This is a genomic window from Stenotrophomonas sp. DR822 (genome assembly GCF_019793815.1).
Lineage (GTDB): Bacteria > Pseudomonadota > Gammaproteobacteria > Xanthomonadales > Xanthomonadaceae > Stenotrophomonas > Stenotrophomonas indicatrix.
On the sequence record NZ_CP081826.1, the window covers coordinates 441,250 to 467,576 of the forward strand.

Genomic DNA, 26,327 nt, shown 5'->3' on the forward strand with positions numbered 1-26,327 from the left:
TCGTAACGCAGGGCGCTGGCCTTCACTCTCCTGACTTCCCCGGCGGCAGGCTGTCATCACGCGCGTACCAGGATGGAAGCTCCAGCGCGTGGCTCTTGAGCATGGCCCGGATGCACGCGTGCGCCTGTCCCCTTTCTGCGTGCTCGCATTGGTCAAGAATCTCCGCAGCCAGCGTTTCAAACTGCGGCCAGAACTGCGCCGGATGGCGCGACCGCGCCAACCAGTGCACCAGCATCTCGGCCAGCGTATCAAGTTGCAGCTGTATTCCAGGGCGCACGTTCATCCCGGGGCCGCACCCAGATCAAGCGCGACGCGGTAGTGATGGCCGTCGTCGCGCAGCAGGACGGTGAGGTCCGGCTGCAGGACGCCATCCACGTGCAGCGTGGGCTGGCCCTGCGCAGTGCGGGTCACCACGAACTCGTAGAAGCTGCGGCCGAAGCGGTAGCTCAGTTCGAATGACGGCCAGTGATCGGGCAGGCACGGTGCCAGCGAAAGACGATCGCCCTGCCGACGTATGCCCAGCAGCGATTCGACCAGCAGGCGATACATCCAACCGGCCGAGCCGGTGTACCACGTCCAGCCGCCTCGCCCGACGTGCGGAGGCACGGCGTAGACGTCGGCTGCCAGCACATAGGGCTCGACGCGGTAGGTCTGGATCGCCTCCGGGTCCAGCGTGTGACTGAGCGGGTTGATCATGCCGGCCAGCTCCCAGGCACGCACCGCATCGCCCTGCTGCGCGAATGCCATGGCCGCCCACACGGCCGCGTGGGTGTACTGGCCGCCATTCTCGCGCACGCCCGGTACGTAGCCGCGAATGTAGCCGGGGTCTTCCGGGGTCTGGTCGAAGGGCGGATCGAGCAGCTGGATCAGCTTGGCGTCCTTTCGCACCAGGTGCGTGTACAGCGAATCCAGCGCCTGTGAGGCACGTTCAGGCGCGGCGACGCCTGACAGCACCGACCAGCTCTGCGAAATCGAATCGATGCGGCATTCTTCGTTCTGTGACGAGCCCAATGGCGCGCCGTTGTCGAACCAGGCGCGGCGATACCATGCCCCGTCCCAGGCATGCTGTTCCAGGTTCTGGCGCAGGCTTTCGGCCTGCTGTTGGCACCACTCTGCACGCGGTGCATCGCCATGCGCGCTGGCCAGCCCGATGAAGCGGCGGAGCGTGTCATGCAGGAAGAAGCCAAGCCACACGCTTTCACCGCGCTGCTGGTCGCCGACGCGGTTCATGCCGTCGTTCCAATCTCCGCTGCCCATCAGTGGCAGGCCGCGCTCGCCGAGCAAGCGGCAACCGCGCTCGAGCGCGAGCACGCAGTGCGCATACAGCGTGCCGCGCTGCGTCGAAGGCGTGGGCATGTCGTAATACCCTTCCTCTTCGGGTGTCACCGCGCGCCCCTCGATGTAGCCGACCACTTCGTCCAGCACGCTGGCGTCGCCGGTAACCTCCAGGTAGCGGCATGCGCCCTGCGGCAGCCAGAGGTAATCGTCCGAACAGCGGGTGCGCACGCCGCGACCTTGCGGAGGGTGCCACCAGTGCATCACATCCCCTTCGGTGAACTGGTGTGCAGCGCATAGCAGCAGGTGCTCGCGGGTCAGGTCCGGGCGAGCGTGCACGAGGGCGAGTGCATCCTGCAGCTGATCGCGGAAACCGAACGCACCGCCGGATTGATAGTAGCCACTGCGCGCCAGGTAGCGGCAGCCCAGCGTCTGGTAGACCAGCCAGCCGTTGGCCAGCGCATCGAGCGCCGGGTCTGGCGTGCGCACCTGCACCGTGGCCAGCACGTTGCGCCAGTGGATGCGCACGGCGTCCAGCGCGTCGATGGCCTCATGGGCGCCCTGGCGGCTTCGTGCCAACGCCAGCGTTTCCTTGCGGTTGCGCCCGGCGCCAAGGCGGAACGTCGTTTCGCTGCGGTCGCCTGCAGCCAGCAGCAACGGCACCTGGATCGCCGCGCACGGATCCAGGCCAGCACCCAGTCGTGAATCCAGGCGCTCGCGGCGCAACGCCGCCGGTGCGTGCAGGCTGCCGTTGCGGCCGATGAACTCCAGGCGGTCACAGGTCCAGCCGCAGCCATCGGCATCGGTGTCGAAGAAGGCCATCCGGCCGCCGAAGTCGGTGCTGTAGGTGTTGCGCGCCAGCAGCGCGCCACTCTGCGGGTCACGTTCGGTGAGCACGTGCATGCGCGACTTCGCGCGCAGGTCACCCATCACCCATTCAACGTAGCCGATGGCCGACAACCGCCGTGGCCGGCCCGACAGGTTGTGCAGCCGCAGGACCGAGAACTTCAGCGGCGCGGCGACGTCGACGAAGACCCACAGTTCGCTGGCGATGCCGTCCTCTAGATGCTCGTAGACCGTGTAGCCGAAGCCATGGCGCGTACGGTACGCGCCGGTGCCACGGCGCGGCAGCGGCATCGGTGACCAGACACGACCGGTGTCCTCGTCGCGCACGTAGAAGGCTTCGCCGCCCGTGTCCGACACCGGATCATTGAGCCAGGGCGTCAGGCGGAATTCGTGTGCATTCTCGAACCATGTGTAGCCCGGTGCACTCTCACTGACGACCGTGCCCAGGCGGGTGTTGGCGATCACGTTGGCCCATGGCGCCGGCGTCGGCGCGCCTTCGCGGACCACCACGACGTACTCGCGGCCGTCCTCGCTGAAACTGCCGGTGCCGTTGTCGAATCGGCCGGTGCCGCGGTAGGGAAGGAAAGGCCACGGATCGTCCACTTCTTCGTCGTGCTCGGCGCTCGGCGGCAGTCCGGGCTCCGGGCCCAGGTCGGCAACGATGGGCAGCCCGGGCGTCGCCTCCATCGACAGGGCCAGCTCCTGCTGCAGCGCTTGCGGCACCAGGGCCGGGATCCGTCGCGGAGGCAACGGCTGACGCCCCACCTGCGCGACCAACGTGCCGTCTTCGTCGCTGATGACCGCCCGTGCGACCGCCTGCAACAGAATGCGGTCCTCGTGCGTCATGTTCTGCACTGGCCGCACGAAAATGCCGCCGGGGCGGTCGAGCAGGCCGGTCTCCGAACTGGCGGCCACCATCCCCAGGATCTGGTCCTGCAGCTCCTGCCGATAGCCGGCCTTGCTGTCGTTCCAGATGACCAGGTCGGTGTTGAGGCCCTTCTGGCGCCAGTAGGCATGCGCCTGCACCAGTTGCCGGACCAGTTCCACGTTGTCCGCGTCGGTGACCTTCAGCAGCACGATGGGCAGGTCACCGGAGATGGCATGGCCCCACAGCCCGGATTGTCCTCGCTGGTTCTGCTGCAGGACGCCTGCACCGGCGCGCAGCAGCGGACCGGCATACAGCACGTGGCTGGCCAGGCGCTCGTACAGCGATGCCTCGGCCTGGCTTGCGTTGATCTGCCGGCGCACCACCTGGCTGTGTGTCCAGGCCAGGTCGAAGACGCGGTCGGCCAGGCGGCGATCACGGTATTTATCCACCAGTGCTTCGCAATCGCCGCGACTGGCGCCGATGCCATACACCATGTCCAGCTGTACGGTCTGCTCGGGCTCAAGCACCACGCGGACGCGGATGGCCACGATCGGGTCCAGCACCGAGCCATCGGTGCCGGACAGGTCGGCATCGGTGGTCAATGCCTGCGGCGTCCGCGGCGTGTTGCCACGGCCCAGGAAGCGCGCACGGTCGGTTTCATAGGAGATCGCCACCACTTCCGCATCGTGCACCGCGACCAGATGGAACATCCACGGCGGCACCTCATCGTTCGAACGTGGCCGGCGCGTGCACAGCACCGCCTGCTTGGCGGCCAGGATCTCGCTCTGCACGAAGAGGTTGCTGAAGGCCGGGTGCGCATCGTCGGCCGCTGCGGGTGCCAGCACCACTTCGGCATAGGTGGTGATCTCCACCGTGCGCGGGCGACGGCTGCGGTTGGTCAGGCGCAGGCGCCTGAGCTCGATGTCGTCCTCGGCGGAGATGGCGACCTGCAGGTGGCTCTCGCAGCCGCGGCGCACACCGCGGAATTCCGCCTTGGCGTCAGAGAAGATCGCCTCGTAATTGTCCACTGCCATGCAGGTGGGCTGGTAGGCGGCAGACCAGAACTCGCCGCTGTCCACGTCGCGCAGATAGCAGAACGTGCCCCATGCATCGGTGGTGCCGTCCTCGCGCCAGCGGGTAAGCGACAGGTCGCCGTGGCGGCTGTAGCCGCCGCCGGCATGGGTCAGCATGCCGTGGTAACGCCCGTTGGACAGCAGCTGCACTTCCGGGCGCGGGCCACCCGGGTCGCGCAGGACGCGCAGAGACGTCTCGTGCTCGGCCAGGGCTGAGTGCTCGCCAAGCGCTTCGACCTCATGGGGATGGAACACGCCCACGCGCGGGATGCGTTCCTGCAGCAGCAGCAAGGTGGCCTGGAACTCGACATCGGCAAGGAAGCGGCGCTGCATTGGCTGGTCGCGCAACAGGTAATCCAGCGACAGCAGGCCCATGCCCTGGTGGTGGGCCATGAACGAACGCAACAGGACGTGATCCTGTCCCGGCGGCACCCGGGTGGGCGTGTAGTCGATGGCCTCGTACATGCCGAAACGCCCGCAGAACCCCAATCCTTCCAGCACCTGGAGGTTCTGGCAGGCCGCTTCCGGCGCCACCATCAGTGCCATCATGCTGGCATAGGGCGCGATGACCCGATCCTGCCCAAGGCCGCGTTTGAGCCCCAGTCCGGGCACGCCGAACGCCCGGTACTGGTAGTTCAGGCGGGCATCGACGGCGTTGTAGCCGGACTCGGATACGCCCCATGGCAGGTTCAGCGTACGGCCGTAGACGATCTGTGCCTCGACCGCGTGCCGTGCGGTCTGGTCCAGCAACGTGTCCGGATAGCTGGGCATCACCAGCTGCGGCATGAGGTACTCGAACATCGAGCCACTCCATGACAGCAGTGTCGGCGTGCCGTTGACCTCGGTGAGCATGCGGCCGAGCGCGAACCAGCTTTCCTGTGCCAGCTGGCCCTGTGCAATGGCAACGAACGCGCCCAGCCGCGCTTCGGAAGCCAGCAGGTCGTAGAAGCTGTTGTCGAGGCGGTGGTCGTCTACGTTGTAGCCGATCGAAAGCAGGTTGCGGGTACGGTAGAACAGGAACCCGTATTCCATCAGCGAGAACTGCCCGGCGCGGTGCGCCAGGTCCTGCAGCTGCTCGATGCGCGCGCGCGCGTCCGCGCCGGCCGCACCGGGCAGGGCGGCCAACTGACGCAGGCTTGGCACCGGTGCATCGACGGCCGCGCCGGCATCGGCAGGGATATCGGCAAGCGAAGCCTGGGCGGCATGGCATTCGGCGGCGAACAGGGCCGGCCAATGCAGCTCACCGTCCTCGGGCGAGGGCGGTGCCGGCCATTGCAGCAGCAGGTCGTCGGCCAGACCGGCCAGTTCCTGCAGACGGGCCAGCGACTGCGCCATCCCGACGGGACGGTCGACACGCGTAAACGCCAAGCGCTGACGAAGATGATTGAGCACCTCGACCAGCGGCGCATCGTCGGCGCGATGACGCTGCCGCTCCTCTTCCAGCACGCCCAGCGTATCGGCCAGGCCATCGAACGTGTGCGGCGCCAGCACCGGCGCGTCCACCAGCGCGAGCAGGCCTTGGCGCAGGGTAAGCAGGTGGCCGGCAAGGTTGCCGCTGTCCACCGTGGAGACGTAGCGTGGCGGCAGCGGCGCCAGGGTTTCGGTGTCGTACCAGTTCAGGAAGTGGCCGCGATGGCGCGGCAGCTGGTCCAGCGTATCGAACGTGCGGGCGGTACGTTCAGCCACCGCGCCCTGCTGCAGATAGCCGAAATCCCACGCAGACAGATTCGCCAGCAGGGACAGGCCGATGTTGGTCGGCGAGGTCCGCCGCGCGACCACCAGCGCCGGATGCTCCTGGATGTTGTCCGGCGGCAGCCAATGATCCTGCTCGCGCACCCAGGCCTGGAAGAAGGACCAGGTGCGCCGCGCCAGCCGGCCCAGGAATGCCCGTTGCGTGACCGACAACTCGGCCACGCTTGCAGCCGGCGGGCGACCCAGCCACGCCATCAATGCCGGCGCAAAGGTCCACGCCAACAACAAGGGCAGGGCGATCGCCAGTGCCTGCGGACGCACGCCGGCCACCACAGCCACCAGCGCGAGCGCCAGCAGCGAGGCCGGCGTCATCACCCGCCATTCCGCGCCACGGTCGCTGCCAAGGCGGCGCTCGACTTCGCTGGACGGGTTCCATTGCAGCAGGTGACGGCGTGTAATGGCCATGCGCCAGAGCGTGCGCAGCACGGCGTCACTGGCCAGCAGTGCTTCGTAGGGCAGGCACGCAATCTGGGTGGACGCGCGCAGCAACGACTGCAACGTACCGCGCCCGACCTTGATGTAATGCGCTTCCAGCGGGGTGTCTTCCGGAACGCTCAGGCCATCACGCAGCATGCCTATCAGCGGCGGCGCGAACCACAGCGCCAGGATCCACGCGGTCCACGCAGCAGGGTTCCGCGCGTACAGCCAACCGGCTACCAACAACGCCAGGGCAGCGATCGGCACCACGCTCCGGCGCAGGTTGTCCAGCAACTTGCCGCGCGAGAGCAGGCTGAGCCGGTTGCGTTCCCACCCCGGGCCCGGGCGCGGTGTCCACGGCAACAACCACGGCAGCAGCTGCCAGTCGCCACGGATCCAGCGCGCACGGCGCTTGGCGTCGGCGGCGTAGCGCTCGGGATAATCCTCGTACAGGCGCACATCACTGACCAGGCCTGCGCGTGCATAGCAGCCTTCCAGCAGGTCGTGGCTGAGGATGCGGTTCTCGGGCAGGCGGCCCTCCAGCGCATGCTCGAAGGCGTCGACGTCATAGATGCCCTTGCCCACGAACGAGCCTTCGTCGAACAGGTCCTGGTAGACGTCGGAAACCATGCGCGTGTACGGATCGATGCCGGGCTCGCTGCCGAACATCCTGGCAAAACGCGAGGTGCGGCGCCGGCCCAGGCTGGTGCCGACGCTGGGCTGCAGGATGCCGTAGCCCTCCACCACGCGTTGCAGCTGCGGATCGAAGCGCGGGCGGTTGAGCGGGTGCGCCAAGGTGGCGACGAACGCGCGTGCCGCATCCCGCGGAAGCTGCGTGTCCGAGTCCAGCGTGATGACGTAACGGACGCCGATCAGGGCCGCCGCGTCTCCGACGATGCGCATGAACGCAGCGGCATCGCCTTGGCGTAGCAGGGCATTGAGCGCGGCCAGCTTGCCCCGCTTGCGCTCGTGGCCCATCCACACACCTTCGCCCGGGTTCCATTGCCTTGGCCGGTGCAGCAGGTAGAAGCGGTCGCCGCGCTCGGGCGCGTAACGATGGTTCAATTCCTCGATCCGTGCCACGGCGTGCGCAAGCAGGGCGTCGTCCATCGGCGCCTGTGCTGCTGGCGCGTCGAGAAAATCCGTCAACAACACGAAGCGCAGTTGGGGATCGCGGTTGGCCAGGAAGCGCACCTCCAGCGCTTCGACCAGAACGTCGATGCCGTCGACGCTGGACAGCATCGAGGGGACCGCGACCACGGTGGCGCACGCGGCAGGAATGCCTTCGCTGAAATCAAGCTTGGGAAGCGGCCTGGGGGCGACCAGCACCGTCGCGGTCCAGTTCACCAGCACGATGCCCAGCTCACTGAACACCAGCAGCCCGAGCAGCGCGGCCAGCCAGACAGGTACCGAGCCGCTGCCGGTTGCCAGCAGGCCGCTGGTGGCCAGCACCGCCAGCAGGCCGATCGGCAGCAGGTACAGCGCAAGCGGCACGCGATGCGCCAGCCGCCGTGCCTTGCGGTGGCGCGGTGCTGCCTCGGCCACCGCCGCTACAGTGGTCTGCAGGCCTTCGCCGACCAGCCAGTAGCCCACGTGCGTGCGTGGGCCGTCGGCCGGCGTAGCCGCCCGTGCCAGGTCCAGCGCGATGGTCGCAACGCGCTCCTCGGCGATGCGGCTGCCGCGGGCAATCTTCTCCACCACGTGGCGGTAGGCATCGCGGGTACCGAAATCCATCTGCGCATAGACGCCCATGGGGTCTTCCCGCAGCCGCTGCTCGACCACGCTCATGTCTTCGACAAAGGTGCGCCAATCCATGGTGGAGAGGAAGCGCAGGCTGCCGATGCTGTTGCCGATGGAGACCTGGTCGGCCGCCTGCTGCTGCCCCTCGGCGGCAACCAGTTCGTCGATGCGCTGCCCGGCCGCTGCCGCCCACTGTTCCAGCCACGCGATGGGCATGGCCCAGGCGCCGCCGCGCCCCTGCAGCGAGCGCGTCAGCTCGGCGATGAACGCGCCGGTCAGCGGCGGCGCGGATCGCGCCATGTCGGCAACCACCAGGACCACATCGGTAGGGGTGTCGGACGCCGCGCGGTTGAGCTGGTCGGCCCACTGCGCAGCCAGGCGGCGGTCGGTCCCATCGCGCATCACCCGCGCGGCCATGCGCCGCAGGTTCTCCAGCAGTGCCAGGCGCAGCATGATCGGAACGGCCCACAGTTCGCCCAGGCTCAGCGGCGCGAGTGACTGGTACGAGGCGATGAACCGGCCCAGCGTATCGGCGTCAATGCGGCCGTCACCGTGCGCGATCGCCTGCATCGACAGCTCATACACCCGTGGCAACCCGGCCGAAGGGCCGGAGGCAAGTGAAGGCAACTGGCGGCTGTAGCCGCGCGGCAGGTGGCGTCGCGCGGTCTGGATCTGTTCTTCGACCAGGTAGTAGTTATCGAGCAGCCATTCCCCCGCCGGGGTCACCGGCCGCTGTTCGCGCACCACGCTGCTCAGCAGCGTGTTGGCGTCTTCCAGCACGCGCTCGTTGGCCTGCAGCCGTTCGAGCAGGCGCTCAGGACTGGGGCGCAACCGCACGCGATGCTGTCGCGCAAGCGCGCGGCCGTACTCCTCCATCTTTTCAACGTTGTACAGCGCGGCACGCAGTGGGCCCTCGGTGGCCTCGATGGCCGGGGCCGACGCCTGGTGCTCACGCCAGCGCCAACGCACACGACGACGCAGGCGCAGCCAGCGGCCAAAAAGACGACGAAGGTGGGGCATAGGTTACCGATGGGGGCAGGGCGCGTCCTGCATGGTTGCATTGCAGGGGCCGTGGTAACTGTGAAGGCCGGGCCCGGTTGGCGTGGTCGCCGCTCAATGCGGTCTGATCCTGAGGCGACCCGCAGTCAGCAAGGCAAGGGTAGTGCCGGGCGCTGGCCGGCAACGCGCCATCCATCGCGCTCCTCGGCTACGATGGATGTCAGCCTGCCCGGCGCACTGCTGGTCTTCGGGAACGTAGTGCGCATTGATGATGAAGCGCGCTGCAGAGCTGCAGCGGCGATGAACCGCACAGTGCAGTACGGTTGTTCGGAAGCAGGGCGGGAGGTCTTTCTATGTCGAGGCCAAGGCGCGCCCGCGCCGGGTCGTGCCAGGCGAGTGCCCGATGACGCGCTTGTAGGCGCGACTGAAAGCCGCCTGCGACGCGTAGCCGAGGCGCTCTGCCACTACCTCGATCGGTAGGCTCTGGTGGGTCAGCCATCGACTTGCCAATTGCATTCGCAGCTCAGTCACGTACCGCAGGGGTGCGGTTCCAATAACGGTCTGGAACCGATCTGCAAAGACAGAGCGTGAGATGTTGGATTCTGCGGCCAGCGCTTCGACGGTCCAGTCACGCCCGGGGTCTCTGTGCAGGGCAAGCAACGACAGCGATAGACGCGGGTCGCGCATGGCCATGACCAGGCCGGATGCGCCGTCGCAACCGCGCTCGACCCAGTCACGAACGATCATGGCGGCCACTGCATCCGCCAGCCGGGAGAGTATTCCTGCATATCCGATACGTCCGGAGCAGACCTCGCGCTTCATCGCGTCGACCATGGGCAACAGCCCAGGGAATTGCGTGCCGTTGCCATCGGCCAACATCACCGCCGGCATCACCTTGCTCAACCCTTGCATGCCGCCCAGATCGAACACCATGCAGCCGTGGAAGAGCACTGCGCTCGGCACGGCGTGCGTGCTCGGGCACGTGTCTATGCCGCCCACCGCGTCACCCAGCGGGGCTGCGTCTATCGTTTCCAGGCACTGGACGGGGTGCTCGTCGCCCGACAGCAACGCGTGTTCTTCTCCGCGGGGAAGAAGCACGACATCCCCGGCAGACAGGCGGTGTTGGCTACCGTCCGCGCCACGAAGAATGGCAGTGCCCACTGCCAGGTAATGGAAGTAGGCATGGCCTGGCTTCGGAGAAAATCCAAGCCCAAAGGTCGGCCCGGTCTGAATGCGTCGGTATTGAACGCCATGCAGCCGCATGCCGGTCAGCAGCTCGCTGATCAGGTCGGTGGGCTGGGATGGAGCGTGGCTCATGAGACGACCCGGGGTTTCGATCAAAAATACAGGTCATGCAATCATAGATCATCCGGGTCTAGCTCCCTAGACTCTCGGCTGCACGATTGCACTGGGATCTTTGATGAGTAATGACGTAGCTGACGCCGCAGACGCACCTGATTCTGTGGCCTGGAGTAGCGGGGAACCTTCTTCGTCGGCATGGGTAGCGGTGTTTTCGCTGGCCATGGGTGTCTTCGGGCTGCTCACGGCCGAATATCTGCCTGCCAGCCTGCTGACGCCGATGGCGGCGGACCTGGGGGTGTCGGAGGCGCTGGCTGGTCAAGCAGTGACGGTCACCGCTGTAGTGGCCCTGTTCGCTGGCCTGCTGGTGCCGCGGCTCACCCGTTCGATAGACCGGCGCCTGGTGCTGTTGAGTTTCACGGGTCTGATGATCCTCTCCAACGCCCTGGTGGCATTGTCGTCCAGCATGGGCGTCCTGCTGGTGATGCGCGTCCTTCTGGGCATCGCGCTGGGCGGTTTCTGGAGCATGGCAGCGGCCGTGGCCATGCGGTTGGTGCCGCTGCAGCGCGTGCCTCGCGCGCTTTCCATCATCTTCAGCGGCATTGCGGTCGGCACCGTGGTCTCCGTTCCTTTGGGGAGCTACCTGGGAGGTCTGCTGGGCTGGCGCAGCGCCTTCTGGGCTGCGACGGCGGTAGGTGGACTCACGTTTGCGTTCCAGTGGTTCACGCTGCCCCGAATGGCCCCGCGCAAGGCGGCAGTCCCAGAGTCGGTGGTGCGGCTCCTGCGCCGGCCAGGCGTTGCGGTCGGCATGCTGGGCTGCGTTCTGGCGCACACCGGTCAGTACTCGCTCTTTACGTACATCCGCCCAACGTTGGAGAGCCTGGGGCAGATGAGCGCGGATGGCCTGGCGCTGATTCTGCTCGGATTCGGTGTGGCGAATTTCGTTGGCACCCTGCTGGCCGGCTGGCTCATGGAGCGCAGCTTGAAAGTCACGCTGGTGATCATGCCCGCCTTAGTTGGCGCAGCCGCGCTGGGCATGCTCCTGTTGCCGGTGGGCGTTGGCGGGCTGTCGGCCCTGGTCGCGCTCTGGGGCCTGGCCTTTGGTGGCGTGCCCGTTGCCTGGTCGAGCTGGGTTGCGCGTGCGGTGCCCGATCAGGCCGAGAGTGCCGGCGGGATGGTGGTCGCTGCTGTGCAGTCTTCCATCGCCGCGGGTGCCGCTTTGGGCGGCCTGGTGTTCGGGTTCGGGGGCATTGTTGCCGTGCTCACCGTTGCTGCGGCGGTGATGCTCATCGCCAGCCTGCTCATTGCGTTCCGTGTCAGGGTGAGTTCGGCGACGTTGTCGGCGGGTCCGGCGTTTCACATCTAGCCGTCATCTGTCCTGAGCGTCCTACTGGGTATCAAGCCGGTGATCGACCGGGTGTTTTCGTGCGCTGAAGTGCCTGAGGCGTTCAGCCGGCGCGGGCAATGCGGGCCGCGCTGATCTTGTCGGCCCTGGCGTCGCCCCGGACCTCAGGCATCTCGCCTCAGCCAGGCCACCAGCGCCGAAAATGCCGGCGAGGGCTGCCGACGGTTCGGGTAATACAGGTGATAACCGGGGAAAGGCAAGCACCACTTGTCCAGCACGGCAACCAGCCGCCCCTCGGCAATGTGGTCGGCCACCATCGGCTCGGGCGCATACGCCAGGCCCAGTCCATCCAGTGCGGCATTGATGACGTGGATCATGCTGTTGAACACCAGTGGCCCATCACCGCGCACGGTGAATTCCTTGCCCTTCTCTTCGAACTCCCAGGCATAGATGGCGCCGTTCGGGCGATGCCGGATGTGCACGCAGCGATGTTGCGTGATATCGGCAGGCTTCCTTGGCTTGGCGTGCCTCTCGAAGTAGTCGGGGGATCCAACCACCACCAGGCGCCAATCCGGTCCGACCCTGACCGCGATCATGTCCTTGCTGAGCGCCTCACCCAGCCGGATGCCGGCGTCGAAGCGCTGTTCAACCACATTGGTGAAGCCGTAATCGACGTAGAACTCAAGTGTGATGTCGGGATACTCGGCGAGGAACCCGGCAAGGCGAGGGCGGACGATGGTCTCCATGGAATCGTCCGTACAGGAGATACGAAGAGTTCCGGCCGGGCGGTCGCGCAGATCCCCCAGTGCCTCGACGCTGGCGACGATGGCCTCGAAATGCGGTGCAATGGAGCGCATCAGGCGCTCGCCCGCCTCGGTCAGGGAGACGTTGCGCGTGGTACGGGCCAGCAGGCGGATGCCCAGGCGCTCTTCCAGCAGCCGCATGGAATGGCTGAGCGCTGAGGGCGTAACACCGAGGCGGACAGCTGCCCTGGTGAAGCTCTGCTCCTGTGCCACCACCAGGAAGGCTTGCAGATCATTGGTCTTCACGCCGTTCATGGGCCAATTGTGAGCGCAACTCAATAATGCATCAACTTTCAGCTGGCTTATCGCGGTAGCGGGCGGCGCCTATCGTGGCGACCTGAGTCCCCACTGAGGCCGTCCGCACATGAAACCCACCACGCTGCTGTTGGCACTGATCGCCAGCCATTTCGTTCCGCAGTCGGCCTTGTCCGCTGAGGTGCCGGCGGCCACAAGAACCGCCGGCGCCGACAATTTCTACAGAAGCGCCAGCGTAAAAGGCGAGCGCGTCAGCTTCCTCAACCAGTACCAGATGGAAGTGGTCGGGACGCTGTACCGGCCGCAGGGCCTGACGCATGGCGGCCACGCACCCGCCGTGGTGGTCGGACACCCGATGGGCGCGGTGAAGGAGCAGAGCTCACAACTGTATGCGCAGAAGCTGGCGGAGCAGGGTTTCGTTACGTTGGCGATCGATCTTTCCTTCTGGGGAGAGAGCGCGGGTACCCCGCGGCACCTGGTGTCGCCTGAAATCTATTCGGACGACGTCAGCGCGGCGGTGGACTTCCTGAGCACGCAGTCGTTCGTGGATCCGCAGCGGATTGGTGGCCTGGGCATCTGTGGCAGTGGCAGTTTCGTGATCAGCGCAGCCAAGATCGACCCGCGCATCAAGGCAATCGCTACGGTCAGCATGTATGACATGGGAGCCGCCGCGCGCCAAGGGCTGAACCACGCGCAATCGCTGGAGCAGCGCAGGCAGATGATCAAGGCTGCAACGGACCAGCGTCTGGTCGAGTTCAACGGTGGGCCGGCAGTCCATGTACCTGGCACCGTGAACAAGCTCGAGGCCGATACGTCCGAAGTGCAGCGCGAGTTCTTTGATTTCTACCGCACGTCGCGTGGCGCTTACACTGCCGAAGGCGAGCGCAGCGACTTGACCACCCAGCCGCTGTTCAGCAGCTTGGTCAAGTTCGTCAATTTCTACCCCTTCAACGATATCGAGACCATCTCGCCCAGACCGATGCTGTTCATCTCTGGCGACCACGCCCACTCGCGTGAGTTCAGCGAGGACGCGTACCGCAGGGCGGGGCAGCCGAAGGAGCTCTACTGGGTGAAGGATGCCGGTCATGTAGACCTGTATGACCGCACCGACCTGATTCCCTTCGCAAGGTTGGCGACGTTCTTCCAGCAAGGTCTCGCTGGGAAATGAGCAGCAACGACGCGACGGCCGACCGGGCCAACTGGGGCGGGGTGCTGGCAATGACACTGTGCGTGTTCGCACTGATCGCCTCTGAATTCATGCCGGTGAGCCTGCTTACGCCCTTGGCGGCTGACCTTGGCGTGAGCGAAGGGCTGGCCGGGTATGGGATTGCCATCTCTGGTGCCTTCGCCGTGCTGACCAGCCTGTCGATCTCCCGCTTGGCCGGGAGCATCAACCGGAAGACAGTGCTGCTGACGCTCACCGCATTGATGGCGGTATCCGGCGTGGTGGTGGCATTGGCTCCCAGCTACCCGATCTACATGATGGGCCGGGCATTGATCGGCGTGGTGATCGGTGGTTTCTGGTCCTTGTCTGCGGCCACGGCCATGCGGCTGGTGCCAGCAGCGCAGGTGCCGCGAGCACTGGCAATCTTCAATGGCGGCAACGCGCTGGCAACGGTAGTGGCTGCCCCCTTGGGCAGCTACCTTGGCGGCGTGATCGGATGGCGTGGGGCATTCCTGTGCCTCCTGCCTTTGGCCGCCATCGCGCTGGCATGGCAGTGGCTGTGTCTTCCCTCCATGGCCGCGGAACGACGGCAATCCCGGGGCGGGGTGCTGGCTCTGTTGCGGCGGCGGGTGGTGATGTTGGGAATGGCGGCTTGCGGCATCTTCTTCATGGGGCAGTTTGCCTTGTTCACCTATGTGCGCCCGTTCCTGGAAAGGGTCACGGGTGCAGGGGAATCCGCCGTTCCGCTGGTGCTGCTGGCCATTGGTGCAAGCGGCGTTGTGGGCACGCTCGCGATCGGGGCATTCATCAGGCGTGGTCTTTATCGCACACTGGTGGCCGTCCCGATCCTGATGGCGGTGATTGCCGCGGCGCTCGTGGCGCTGGGGCCTCAACTCTGGCCGACGGCCGTACTGTTTTCGGTATGGGGTCTGCTGGCCACGGCTGCGCCGGTGGGTTGGTGGAGCTGGCTGGCACGCACGTTCACCAACAACGCTGAAGCGGGCGGCGGGCTGATGGTAGCGGTGGTGCAGTGCTCGATCGCGCTGGGTTCCAGCCTTGGCGGCCTGCTGCTGGACAGTGCCGGTTTCGCCTGCACATTCCTGGCCAGTGCGGGCTTGCTGCTGTTCGCGGCATTGCTCGCCTATGTCACGGCCGCCGATGCTGCGTCCGCATCCGGCTCGGCGGTCGCCGTAGAGGCATGAGGCTGATGAGGCGCGCGACGAGGATCATTGGGCAGCTGCTTTCGCTTTGCCTTGCCTTCGCGGCGGTGTCCGCATGCTCTGCCGAGCAGAAGCATCACACCGTCGCGCCCATGAAAGACGCATCCAACCCGGAGGTGCCCTCAGTGAAGGTTCGACTGATCATCAACAACCAGACGTTGTCGGCCACGCTGGAGGACAGCGTCCCTGCACGCGAATTCGCCGCACAGTTGCCGATTACGCTGCAGCTTGAGGACCATGCAGCTAAGGAGAAGATCGCGCAGCTCCCGTACGGTCTCAGCATCGCCGGCGAACCGGATGGGTTCACGCCAGTGGCCGGCGATATCGCCTTCTACGCGCCGTGGGGAAATCTGGCGCTCTTCCACAGGCCGTTCCGTTACTCGAAGGGTTTGGTGCGGTTGGGCCGCATCCAGGGGGACTTACAGGCGCTTCGCGCGGAGGGACCGGTGGAAGCGCGGATCGAGTTCGAGTAGACGTCTGGCTACGTCCCCTGCACACGAAGGAGCAGCTATGAACAGCAAGTACAGCCGGTTCTCTGTCACCGGGCTGGATGCCCACCAGCAAGCCATCATTCCAATCAGCGCCTGCGCAGCGGCGGGCAACATGAGTGCCCTTGATCAGGCGTTGAATCAAGGTCTGGACGCGGGGCTGAGCGTGGCAGTGGTGCGCGAGATCCTCGTGCAGGTCTATGCCTATGCAGGTTTCCCACGGAGCCTGAACGCGTTGAGCGAACTGATGAGGGTGGCGCAGGCACGCAGGCAGCGGGGCATCCAGGATGAAGCTGGCCGCGAGCCGGGCAGGCCGATCCCCAAAGGAGACGCACTGCTCGCCGCAGGCACGGCCAATCAGACCAGGCTGGCTGGCGGCCCGGTCTCAGGGCCTTTGTTCGATTTCGCACCCCAGGCAAATGAGTACCTGCGTACGCATCTGTTTGGCGACATCTTCGAGCGCGACAACCTTGATTGGCAACTCCGCGAGTTGGCCACGGTCAGCATGCTGGCTGCCATGTCCGGGGTGGAGCCGCAGTTGCAGTCTCACATTGGCATCAGCATGAACATAGGGTTGCGCCCAGAGCAGCTGTACGCGCTGGCTGCTGTTCTCGAAGCGCGCTTCGGCCTGGAGGCCGCGGAGCGTGTTCGTGGCGGTATTCAATGCCAGCTGGACGTTCGGCACGAATGATGTTCAGACGGGAGATTCCGTCGCATGGCCCGCGCATTGGAGGATTGAATGAAAAATTGGAGGATTGAATGAACAAGATGATCATCGGCACGTTGATCAGCATGCTGGCAGGACCCTTCAGTGTTGGAGCGCAGGAGGTACAGATGACAAGGCTCTCGAAGATCACCGTCAATGCAGACCATCTGCCGGCCTATCGAGACGCTTTGGCTGAGGAGGTTCGCGCTTCAATGGAGCTGGAGCCCGGCGTGCTGTCGTTGTATGCGGTCTTTGACAAGGAAGATCCGACCCGGCTGACAATCCTTGAAATCTATGCGAGCCGACAGGCTTACGAACAGCATGTGAAGAGCTCACATTTCCTCAAGTACAAAAGCGGGACGCTGCACATGGTCAAGTCACTGGAACTGGTTGATGTTGATCCTCTTCTGCCGGAGTTGAAGATCAAATAGCCGCCGGGTGGCTGGTGGACCGAAAGCCCCCCCGGGAACATTGAGTCGATGCCTCAAGGCCATTCGGCTTTCGCCATGGCCCCGCTAGGCCTTCAGCGCACGCTCGATTTCAGTCCAAACAGGGGCCGCAGCCAGCGGGAACGTCGGATCAGCAGTTCGTGCAGCAGCAGGCAACCGCCTACCGTGCCGAGCAGCACCAGCGCCGGCTCCATCCAGGGCCCAAGCTGCATCGGCTTCAGCCAGAACAACACGGCGATCATCAGGCTCTGATGCAGGACATACCAAGGATAGATGGCCTCCGTGCAGTACGGCAGCCAAGGGAAGGGGCGATCCAGACAGTGCTTGCCCCAGCCGAGCAGGGTCAGCAGCATTCCCCACGAGTACACCACCTCGCAGTACTGCGACTGCAGGCGCCAGAAAGGTTCCGGCCACTGGCGCAGTGGCGATGCCGGAGGCAACCAGCGCCCCAGCGCTTCCAGGAACAGGTACCACGCAACTGCACCCAGTACCGTGGCCAGTGTTGTCCAGCGAAGCGCCTCGACCCGTTCCCAGAAGCGCGGCTCACGGCCGAGCAGGTAACCGGCAAGGAACACCGTCCCATACTTGGCATGTTGATGGACATCGTCCACCAGGGTGTTGGTGGCAGGGTAGGACGGGGCGAGCCACACCAGCCACAGCAGCAACAGCAGCGCCGGAAGCCCGGTCAGCATCCAGCCCGGGGCGTTGGCAAGCCGCCGGCTGGCCGATCGCAATGGCGCCGAATCCAGCACCGGCAGGGCGATGGCCAGAATCGTCGTATACACCCAGAGATAGGCGAGGTACCACAGGTGGTTCCAGGTGATGCCGAAGCGATCACCGGCGAAACTGCCTTCCGGCCATGGGCGCACCTGCCAGTAGCGCAGCAGGAATTCCCAGAATCCGGGCGCGACCATGCCTCTGCTCACACCCTCGCAGTACGGCTGGATGGGCACGACCACGAACATGCCGAAGGCGAGTGGCAGCAACAGCCTCCATGTCCTCTTCAGAATGAAGCGACCGCGTTGCAGTCGGTTTCGTGTCAGCGCAATGGCCACCCCGGAAATCAGAAACAACAGTGACATGCGCCAGCCGTTGAGCAGGCGCATGGGCCATTGAAGTGCGTCGGTCGTGAAGCTGCCCTTGAGATGAAAGCCCCATTCGCCCACGTACGCCATGGCGGTGTGGTAGAGGATCAGCAAGGCGAAGGCGATGATGCGAAGAGCATCGATATCGTGGCGGCGCGTCATGATGGTTCTGCTGGAGGCAAGATCGGGCCAATGTGCGGCACGTGGCCGGCAGGGCCAGCGGCGAAGGGATGGCCCGTTGACGGAAAGTGACCAATGGCGGGGTTCGTGGGACGGATGGCGCGGCTAGAATTGCCACCTTGTCGCGTTATGCGCCGTTCTGTGTGGCCACCACCCCATGCCTGTCCCTTCCTCCCCACGCTTGCCCCTGGCCTCCCGTCTGCTGATGTGGGCAGGGATCCTGCTGGTGGTGGCCGTGGCCAATGCCGTGGTGGAAGTCATGGACGCACAGCGCCGTGGCGATGTACTTGCGCTGTGGGAGCCGCTGGTCTGGGAGCTGAGCAGCGTCGGTGTGATCCTGGCCTGCCTGCCGATGCTGTGGTGGGGCTGCAGGCGCTGGCCCCTGCACATCGACACCTGGAAGCGGCGCCTGCCGCTGTACCTGCTGGCCAGCGTGGGATGGTCGTTGCTGCATGTGCTGGGCATGATGGCGGTGCGCAAGGTCACCTACCTTGGGCTTGGTACAACGTATGTGGATGGCTCCAGCTGGGCGTCACGGCTGCTGTATGAGTACCTGAAGGACGTGCGGGTCTTCTTCAGCTTCGTGGCGCTGGAGCATTTCCTGAGCTGGTTCGGCCGCCGCCGTCAAGGCGAAGCCCATCTGTTGGCAGCGCCGGAAGATGGCCCGCCAGTCGAGCCTGTTCAACGACCCCAGAATTTCCTTGTGCGCAAGTTGGGCAAGGAATTCCTGGTGGCCACCGAGGAGGTGGAGTACGCCCAGGCCTCCGGCAACTATGTGAACCTGCGGGTGCGCGGATGTGACTATCCGCTGCGGATGACGATGGCCGCACTTGAGGAGCGCCTTGATCCTTCCGTTTTCCTGCGCTGCCACCGCAGTTGGCTCATCAACCGGCGTCATCTGCGCTCGATCGAACCTGCCGATGGCGGTGAAGCCCTGCTGCACATGGCCGATGGTGCACGGGTGCCGTGCAGCCGCCGCCAGTTGCCAACGCTGCGGCAGGCACTGGGAGGAGGGTGATGGATGAAGCATGACTTCATGCACTGCAGATTGACTACAAATGTAGTCATTGTCTCTGTGTCCATTGAAGGAGCCCGCCATGAGAGCACGTCTGCTTGCCTGCACAGTCTTACTGGCATTACACCCATTTGTAGCCGCGGCCAACACGCCTGATGCCTTGGCAGCGATCGAGCGCAATGCCCGCAACGCGCATTCCGACGCGGTCTACATTGAACGCGGGCGCGGGGTGCTGCTGCAGATCGCGCCGGCAGCCGGTGAAGACCGCATCCACCTGATGTCGGCGACCAAGTCCGTCGTCGCCCTGGCCATCGGGCTGCTGCTCGATGACGGCAAGCTCGCATCCATCGACGAACCGGTCAGCACGGTGTACCCGGAATGGCGCCAGGGCAGGAAGCGTGACATCACGATCCGGATGTTGATGGACCACACCTCCGGCCTGCAGAACGTGGTCAACGCGGGGGTGGAACTGGAGGGCGCGCCGGATCTGGTGAAGCTGGCGCTGGCGGCCGAGGTGTCCAGCGATCCAGGCACCACCTTCGCCTACAACAACAAGGCGACCAATCTTCTGCCGGACATCGTGCAGCGGCTTGCCGGCAAGCCACTGGATATCTATCTGGACGAACGGTTGTTCAAGCCGCTTGGCATCACCGGCCATGCATGGATGAAGGATCAGGCCGGGACGCCCATGGGCATGGCCGGGCTGTCGCTGTCGGCGGTTGATCTTGCAGCGATCGGACGATTGATGCTGGACGGCGGTGTCACCCCGGGCGGCAAGCGGTTGCTGAGCGAACGCTCGGTGGCGTTGATGACCGCCGAAAGCGCGCGTTCCCCCGACGTCGGCCTGTTGTGGTGGCGCATCCCCGCATGGGAGCACTACCGATTGAAGGCCGGTGCGGCCACGCTTCTGAGCGCTCGCAGCATGGATGCCGTGATGCTGGACGCGCTGCTGGCCGCCGACGGCCAGGTATTTGACAGCAAGTCAGCGCTGATCAGCTTTCTGGCCGAACGGCTGGGGCCGAGCTGGCCACAGCGCTACGCTGCGGAAATCACCGGGCGTGGACTGAAGCTCGGCGACATCTTCGACATCGACCGAGGGCCGGTAGCGGCCTACGCCGCCAACGGCTATCTCGGCCAGCATCTGGTCATTGTTCCCGACAAGGGCGTGGTGGCGGTAAGGCAGATTCAACGGCGGGAGAGCCACAGCGCCCCGCTCGACGATTACGCCGCGTTTCCCATGGATGTACTGCGGTTGGCAGAGACGCTGTGACCGGACAGCACGCTAGGGAATGCGGCAGCCCGCGAACACATCCAGTCCCGGCTGGTAGATACCGCTGCTGATAGCGAACAGTCCCAGCAGGGAGTGGAAGAGATTGTCGTGGCTGTAGGATCCGGTGCCCGCGGCATGCCGCAGGCAGGCCAGATCAAGGCGGGCATGGGTTGCAAAGCCCTGGGAGAACCACATCACCATCGGCACCTGGGTCTGCTCGCGTGGCGCAATGAAGTAGGGCGTTCCGTGCAGATACAGGCCGCGCTCGCCAAGCGACTCGCCGTGATCGGAGACATAGATCAGTGCAACGTCACGCTGCTCCGAATAGGTCTGCAGCAGGTCGATGGCCTTGCCCAGCAGCCGGTCGGTATAGACCAGCGTATTGTCGTAGGTGTTGGTCAGCGCTTCGTTGCTGCACTTCTGTATCTGGTTGCTGTCGCAGGTAGGGCTGAATGCCCTGGAGTCGGCGGGATAGCGTTCAAAGTAGGTGGGGCCATGGCTGCCCAGCTGGTGCAGCACGATCAGACCATCACCCTGCATGGCCGCGATGCGCGTGTCCAGCTGGTGCAGCAGGATCTCGTCATGGCAGGTGCCGTCCTTGTTCACGCACAACCCAGGCACCTTCAGCGGCGGCATGTCGTCGGTGGGAACGCGGTTGCACACGCCCTTGCAGCCACCGTTGTTGTTGTCGCGCCAGAGCACGCTGGCGCCGGTGCGCTGCAGGATGTCCAGTACGTTCTCTTCCGATGCCGCAGCGACGCCCTCGTACTGCGATCGTGGCATCTTCGAGAACATGCACGGCAGTGACACGGCTGTTGATGTGCCGCAGGATGCAACGTCCCGGAAGCTGATGACGCCGTCCCTGCGTGACAGCTGCGGGTTGGTCGGGCGCGGATAGCCGTTGAGCTGGAAGTTCTTTGCACGTGCCGTCTCGCCGGCCACCAGGATGACCAGGCGCGGGCGCTCGCCGGGCGTGCGCGCGGCGTCTTCGCCGATCGTGCGCAGCGGCTGTGCCTTGGCGCTGTAGCTGCTCCGGAGATAGCCATAGGTGTGACGGAGAACGTTCAGCGGCAGCACCTGCTCACGGATGTAGCGGTTGTTGCGGAGCAGCGACGAGTACTCCTTGTAGAACGCCAGGCTTACCGCAGCCAGCACCATCAGCGTCGCCAGCACGTTCCCCAACCACACCAGTGCCGCCCGCAAAGGGCGCCCGCTGTTTCCACTGCGCATGATCAGCAGAACGCATGTGGGCAGCGCGCCCAGCAACAGCACCGTCAACAGCAACGGCAGCGACAGGTAGGAGGTCATCTCAGCCTGGTTGGTCTCCAGCGCGTTCTGCACCATGTCGCGGTCGATCAGTACGTTGTAATGCAGCATGAAGTAGGTGCACGCAGCGCTGACGACAACCAGCAACGCCAGCACCGGTTTGCGCGCATAGGGGAGCATGCCGATGGGCGTGAACAGCAGATTGAACAGGCACAGCAGCAGCACCGGAAGGCTGCAGAAGAACAAAGCGCTGCGCAGATCATGGATATCGATGAGAGACCAGAGCGTCTTCCAGAGAGCGATGTTTCCCAGCGTGGTGAAGAACAATGCCGTGCACCAGACAAGGATGATCGGATGTTGCGGGACAGACCTGAAGCATGAACGCACGTGCAGAATCCGCTGAGCCAGAAGTGCGCGCAGTATCTGGACGTGTTCATCAGGAAGTTGTCAGGTTCCTTGCTCATCCCATCAGGACCACGGCCCACACCGTAGCCACCATCAGCAGGGCCGTGCTCTGTGCGGCACTGCCCATGTCCTTGGCGTTCTTGGAAAGTGGATGGTGTTCCAGAGAAATGCGATCCACCACCGCTTCGATGGCCGAGTTGAGCAGCTCCACCAGCAGGCTGATGAAGCAGACCATCAGCATCAGGGCGCGCTCGCTGCGGCTGACGTCCAGCAGGAGCGCGACGGTTGCCAGCGCGCCATGCAGCAACAGCAGCTGCCGGAACGCGGCCTCACCCTTGAATGTCGCGACGAAGCCGTCGCGGGAATGGATCACGGTATGCAGGATGCGGCGCAGCCCGGTCTTGCCGTGCGCGTATTTGCCGTTGCCCTTGGGTTGCCCTGGCTGCATTTCGCACCTGCCTTCATGAAGAGATCCGGCAAGGGTGGAAGGAGCAATGTCAGGAAGCTGTCAGGTATCGGCTGCGGCTGGGCGCATCTGCAGGGTGAAGCAGCAGCCTCGCACCGAGGTCTCGACCGTCATCTGCCAGCCAAGATGCTCGACCACGCGCTGCACGATGGACAGGCCCAGACCTTCGCCACTCTGCCGGGCGCTGGTCACGAAGCGCTGGAACTGCTGCGCGTCGATGCTGGACGGCAGCCCCGGGCCGGTATCGGCAACCCGCAGCGTGGTGCCATGCAGTTCCACCCGTATCTCGCCTTCCTCCGTGTACTGGCACGCATTGCGCAGCAGGTTCCAGATCACGCTCTGTGCCAGCACGTCATTGGTCAGCAGCTGCTCGTCCTGCGCCGCATCAAGGCTCAGCCGCACCGGCTTTCCTGCCAGCCACGGCACGCATCGCGCCATGCATTCCTCGATCACCGGTCGCAGCAGCAGGTTGCTGCGTGGCACCGTCCTGGGGTCGCGGGAAAGCAGCAGCAGGCAGGTCAGCTGGCGCTGCATTTCCTGCGTGGTCCGCACAATGCGCTGGGCACTGGCCAGCAGCCGGCTGTCGGCCGGGAGCTGGTGCAGCAGCGTTTCGGCGGCGCCACCGATGATCGCCAGTGGTGTGCGCAGTTCATGGCTGGCGTCGCCGGCGAAGCACTGTTCACGCTGCAGGAACTGCTCAAGTTCGTCGCTGTGCTGGGCAAAGGCGCGCGCTAGAACGCCGATCTCGTCGCGCGCGTCCTGGAAGGGGAAGGGCTTGTGCTTGTTCTGCACGGCATCAGCCAGGCGCGTAATGGGCGCGATGACGTGGGCCGACGTCCGGCGACCAATCCAGAACGCACAGAGCACGCAGGTCAGGATCACCAGCGCAGCAAAGGCGTTGATCAGGTGCTCGAGGTAGGCGTAGTGATCACCGTGCTGCAGCAGGTAGTAGCGCTGCCCGCTGCTTTCGAAGACCCGAAGGTGCCATTCGTTCGGTGCGGCGTCACCGTGGTAACCCGGCCCGTACCGGCGCAGTACCTGCGGAACCGTACGCAGATCAAACAGTTGGCTGCCTTCCGGCAGGTCCGGTTGCACGCCTTTCGCCAAGGCCGCCTGCAGCCTGCGGACCTCCCGGTCCTGGCTCATCGAAACCACAGAGGCCCTTACGTCGTCATAGTCCACCAGTTCGACCAGTACGATGAAGCCCATGGCACCGGCCATCAGCAGCACGAAGGCAACGGTGATACGCGTTCTCAGGGTCAAGCTTCGATAGAGGGACTTCAGCGAGCGGGCATTCATGGGTGGCGACTACTCCACATGTGCTGGCGCCGGCGTGCCCAGGCGCCAGCCGACACTGTGCACGGTAGCAATGAGTGCAGGGTCGAACGGCCTGTCCACCTGAAGGCGCAGCTCATGGATATGCGTACGTAGCGCGCCGCTCTCCGGCGGCTCGTCGCCCCATATCAGGTACTCCATCTCCTGCTTGCGCACCACCGCCGGCGCGGCACGCATCAGGCACATCAGCAGCTTGTGCGTGGTCGGTGTCAGGTTGAGGGCCTGGCCCTGGCGCCATGCCTGTGGCGAACGGGTGTCGACCCGCAGGTCCGCCCAGGCCAGCACGCTCTGCACCTGCCGGCCCTGGGCACGGCGGACCAGCGCCTTGATGCGCGCGTCCAGCTCCTTCAGGGAAAAGGGTTTGACCAGGTAATCATCCGCACCCAGCGCGAGCCCCTGCACGCGGTCTTCCACCGGATCACGGGCGGTCAGCATCAGGATCGGCACCGGGTTCTGGAACTCCTCGCGGAGTGTCTGGCACAGCGCCATGCCATCAAGGCGGGGCAGCATCAGGTCCAGCACGATGGCATCGTAATCATTCTGCGTTGCCCTGCGCAGGCCGCTGGCACCATCCCGCGCATCGTCAAGTACGTAGCCCAGTGGCTCGAAGAACGCGTAAAGGTTGGCAACCAGCTCGGGGTTGTCTTCAATGATGAGCAGTCGTGTCATGGGCTACGTGCATCCGTGCATGAGCAGCGGACTTTGGACGATCACCTGTGGTTTGCCAAGTGCGGGGAGGTGCTGCAGGCCATCGCCGGGCGCGGCGACAGGCGGCTGTGATAGCGTGCCAGGATGAAGATCCTTGCCATATCCGGTAGTGCACGCCGGCTGTCCACCAACACCGCATTGCTGAGGGCGCTGGAAGAAATCGCGCCGCCGGATATCGCGCTGACGACCTGCACCGATCTCGGCGGACTTCCCGTTTTCTCTCCCGACCTTGAAGATCTGCCTTTGCATGACAGCGTCGTGCGCTTCAAGCAATGCATTGAAGCCAGCGATGGCATCCTGATTTCAAGCCCCGAGTACGCAAGAGGCATTCCCGGCGGCCTGAAGAACGCCATGGATTGGCTGGTATCGGGCGACCTCGTGGTTGCAAAGCCCATCGCCCTGGTGCACGCCTCCCATCGCGGCGACGACATGCTCGCTTCTCTCCGGCTTGTGCTGTCGACCATCAGCTCCCGCTTCAACGAGGAACTGTTCCTGCGCTTTCCTTTCATGAAGATGGAGCCGGAGGCCATTGCCAGTGCTGTAAGACAACCGGTCAATCGCGCGCCGGCAGAAGCCTTTCTTCAGGAATTCGCCCGCTTCTGCAGCCGACCGCTGGGTGATCGCGCATGATCGATAGCGCGGCCTGCTGACAAGGGCGTTCTGGACACGCACCGTGCGTCCGCGAGGCCCGGCCATGCGCTTGCGGCGTCAGCGGGTCACAGGGGGTGCAGATGGGAATAGCCTGCAGCTTCCACGAACTGCGGCAGCGCCCACAACTGGCCATTGGGCCCCCAGCGCCTGCAGACGCTATACATGTCGCCGGCAATGATGGCGCCCGCCGCAGCAGCTCATCCCGTCGGTGCGCTTGAACCGGGCGCGGCTGATGCTGGAAAGCGGCAGGCTTTCGGTGGAAGAGGTGGCCGCGCAAGTGGGCTTGGGCGATTCTGCGACACTCAGGCGATTGCTGCGCCGCCGATTGGGCCTGACTCCCACCCGGATTCGAGGGTGAGGGCGCCGCATTGCTGAATGCGGGTTTGCGGGCGCCCATCGGGTCCGGTCGGGCTCACGGATTCATTCACAGGCGCTGCCCTATATTCCGGGTCACAACGCCGCATACTGCGGCTGGACCGGGAACATTCCCATGAAAACCGGACGTTTGCTTGGCATTGCCCTGGGCGCGGCAATCACCCTGGTGGCTGCCCCTGCCTGGGCCGATCCGCCGCACCATGCACGTGGCAACGGACCGCCGCCCCATGCAGGCGGCCCCCACAACCGCGACGCACCCCCGCCGGGCTGGCAGAAAAAGGCATGGCGCCGCGGCGACCGCTTGCCCTGGGCCGAGGTTGACCGCCGCTACTGGGTGGACGACTACGCGCATTACCGTCTGCGCGACCCCGGTCGCGGTCAGCGGTGGGTGCGGCAGTCGGATACGGAATACCTGCTGGTGGAGATCGCCACCGGCGTGATCATCGACGCCTTGCGTCGCTAGGGATTCCGGCACGGGCCCCCGCGCGGCACGCAGCCGCCGCGGGGGTAATGGCGGCACGGCCGCCGCTGACATCGCGCTCTCACCCCGGCAACTCGCACCTCATCTTGCCGTCCACGTAATACGGCTTGGGGACGTTCGGGTTGTCGCTGGTCTTCTCAAAGACCACTTCGAACGACGCTGCGTCGGGCGAGCCCTTGCGATCGGTACACGCGTCGTGGAGTTTTTTCTTGACCGCGGCAATGCCGGCCTCGCGGTTGGCACCGTCGGCGCTGTTGGTCAGGTTCACGGTTTCAGCCAGGGCCAAGGGGCTGAAGGCACACAGGCAGCCGGCGATCATCAGGGTATGCAGCTTGGTCAAGGGGTGCACCTCGCGGAAGTTCAATGAGGCGGTCAGCATAATGCGTGAGC

20 protein-coding genes are annotated in these 26,327 nt (G+C 65.0%); 10 read left to right on the top strand and 10 right to left on the bottom strand.

The window, feature by feature from the left end; genetic code table 11:
- Positions 1–22: 22 nt before the first annotated feature.
- The 3 genes from K5K93_RS02150 to K5K93_RS02160 form a co-directional block, all read right to left on the bottom strand.
- Positions 23–283, bottom strand: coding sequence for a hypothetical protein (locus K5K93_RS02150; RefSeq protein WP_222389551.1), 261 nt, complete (start codon positions 281–283; stop codon positions 23–25).
- Positions 280–8,991, bottom strand: coding sequence for a glycoside hydrolase family 94 protein (locus tag K5K93_RS02155; RefSeq protein ID WP_261311903.1), 8,712 nt, complete (start codon positions 8,989–8,991; stop codon positions 280–282). Before K5K93_RS02155 ends, K5K93_RS02150 begins: the two co-directional genes overlap by 4 nt.
- A gap of 330 nt (positions 8,992–9,321) precedes the next feature.
- Positions 9,322–10,287 (bottom strand): AraC family transcriptional regulator, encoded by a 966-nt coding sequence (locus K5K93_RS02160; RefSeq protein WP_222389552.1) that lies wholly within the window; start codon positions 10,285–10,287, stop codon positions 9,322–9,324.
- Between the two features lie 190 nt (positions 10,288–10,477).
- Between K5K93_RS02160 and K5K93_RS02165 the strand changes: the two genes are divergently transcribed.
- Positions 10,478–11,635 (top strand): MFS transporter, encoded by a 1,158-nt coding sequence (locus K5K93_RS02165; RefSeq protein ID WP_222389553.1) that lies wholly within the window; start codon positions 10,478–10,480, stop codon positions 11,633–11,635.
- A gap of 143 nt (positions 11,636–11,778) precedes the next feature.
- On the opposite strand, the gene K5K93_RS02170 is transcribed toward K5K93_RS02165, so the two are convergent.
- Positions 11,779–12,672 carry a LysR family transcriptional regulator gene (locus K5K93_RS02170; RefSeq protein WP_033831116.1) on the bottom strand — a complete coding sequence of 298 codons (894 nt, stop codon included), beginning with the start codon at positions 12,670–12,672 and terminating at the stop codon, positions 11,779–11,781.
- 109 nt (positions 12,673–12,781) lie between these two features.
- On the opposite strand from K5K93_RS02170, the gene K5K93_RS02175 reads away from it, so the two are divergent.
- From K5K93_RS02175 to K5K93_RS02195, 5 genes are all read left to right on the top strand, one after another.
- Complete coding sequence (locus K5K93_RS02175) at positions 12,782–13,840, top strand: alpha/beta hydrolase (RefSeq protein WP_222389554.1); 1,059 nt, start codon at positions 12,782–12,784, stop codon at positions 13,838–13,840.
- Complete coding sequence (locus tag K5K93_RS02180; protein ID WP_222389556.1) at positions 13,837–15,039, top strand: MFS transporter; 1,203 nt, start codon at positions 13,837–13,839, stop codon at positions 15,037–15,039. The genes K5K93_RS02175 and K5K93_RS02180 overlap by 4 nt, the downstream gene beginning before the upstream one ends.
- Before the next feature lie 5 nt (positions 15,040–15,044).
- Positions 15,045–15,530 carry a cyclophilin-like fold protein gene (locus K5K93_RS02185; protein WP_222389558.1) on the top strand — a complete coding sequence of 162 codons (486 nt, stop codon included), beginning with the start codon at positions 15,045–15,047 and terminating at the stop codon, positions 15,528–15,530.
- Between the two features lie 37 nt (positions 15,531–15,567).
- Positions 15,568–16,236, top strand: a complete 669-nt coding sequence (locus K5K93_RS02190) for a carboxymuconolactone decarboxylase family protein (protein WP_222389560.1) — start codon at positions 15,568–15,570, stop codon at positions 16,234–16,236.
- Positions 16,237–16,304: 68 nt separating this feature from the next.
- The gene (locus K5K93_RS02195) at positions 16,305–16,682 is read left to right on the top strand and encodes an antibiotic biosynthesis monooxygenase family protein (RefSeq protein ID WP_222389562.1); all 378 of its coding nucleotides are present in this window, start codon (positions 16,305–16,307) and stop codon (positions 16,680–16,682) included.
- A 92-nt stretch (positions 16,683–16,774) separates the two neighbouring features.
- Here the strand turns inward: K5K93_RS02195 and K5K93_RS02200 are convergent, their stop codons facing one another.
- Positions 16,775–17,947 carry an acyltransferase gene (locus K5K93_RS02200; RefSeq protein ID WP_222389564.1) on the bottom strand — a complete coding sequence of 391 codons (1,173 nt, stop codon included), beginning with the start codon at positions 17,945–17,947 and terminating at the stop codon, positions 16,775–16,777.
- Positions 17,948–18,170: 223 nt separating this feature from the next.
- Here K5K93_RS02200 and K5K93_RS02205 point away from each other — a divergent pair, with 223 nt between their 5' ends.
- Together K5K93_RS02205 and K5K93_RS02210 are read left to right on the top strand one after the other, a co-directional pair.
- Entirely contained in the window at positions 18,171–18,983 is an 813-nt protein-coding gene (locus tag K5K93_RS02205; protein ID WP_256993946.1) for a LytTR family DNA-binding domain-containing protein, read from the top strand.
- Between the two features lie 79 nt (positions 18,984–19,062).
- Positions 19,063–20,250, top strand: a complete 1,188-nt coding sequence (locus tag K5K93_RS02210; RefSeq protein ID WP_222389567.1) for a serine hydrolase domain-containing protein — start codon at positions 19,063–19,065, stop codon at positions 20,248–20,250.
- A gap of 12 nt (positions 20,251–20,262) precedes the next feature.
- Here the strand turns inward: K5K93_RS02210 and K5K93_RS02215 are convergent, their stop codons facing one another.
- The 4 genes from K5K93_RS02215 to K5K93_RS02230 form a co-directional block, all read right to left on the bottom strand.
- Complete coding sequence (locus tag K5K93_RS02215; protein WP_261311904.1) at positions 20,263–21,843, bottom strand: phosphoethanolamine--lipid A transferase; 1,581 nt, start codon at positions 21,841–21,843, stop codon at positions 20,263–20,265.
- Positions 21,844–21,976: 133 nt separating this feature from the next.
- Positions 21,977–22,369 (bottom strand): diacylglycerol kinase, encoded by a 393-nt coding sequence (locus tag K5K93_RS02220; RefSeq protein ID WP_088099974.1) that lies wholly within the window; start codon positions 22,367–22,369, stop codon positions 21,977–21,979.
- A gap of 60 nt (positions 22,370–22,429) precedes the next feature.
- Entirely contained in the window at positions 22,430–23,686 is a 1,257-nt protein-coding gene (locus tag K5K93_RS02225; protein WP_222389571.1) for a HAMP domain-containing sensor histidine kinase, read from the bottom strand.
- 9 nt (positions 23,687–23,695) lie between these two features.
- The gene (locus K5K93_RS02230) at positions 23,696–24,391 is read right to left on the bottom strand and encodes a response regulator transcription factor (protein ID WP_222389573.1); all 696 of its coding nucleotides are present in this window, start codon (positions 24,389–24,391) and stop codon (positions 23,696–23,698) included.
- A gap of 123 nt (positions 24,392–24,514) precedes the next feature.
- On the opposite strand from K5K93_RS02230, the gene K5K93_RS02235 reads away from it, so the two are divergent.
- Positions 24,515–25,060, top strand: a complete 546-nt coding sequence (locus tag K5K93_RS02235) for an NADPH-dependent FMN reductase (protein WP_222389576.1) — start codon at positions 24,515–24,517, stop codon at positions 25,058–25,060.
- Between the two features lie 511 nt (positions 25,061–25,571).
- The gene (locus K5K93_RS02245) at positions 25,572–25,919 is read left to right on the top strand and encodes an RcnB family protein (RefSeq protein WP_093818345.1); all 348 of its coding nucleotides are present in this window, start codon (positions 25,572–25,574) and stop codon (positions 25,917–25,919) included.
- 79 nt (positions 25,920–25,998) lie between these two features.
- Here the strand turns inward: K5K93_RS02245 and K5K93_RS02250 are convergent, their stop codons facing one another.
- Entirely contained in the window at positions 25,999–26,277 is a 279-nt protein-coding gene (locus K5K93_RS02250) for a hypothetical protein (protein ID WP_222389581.1), read from the bottom strand.
- Positions 26,278–26,327 lie beyond the last annotated feature (50 nt).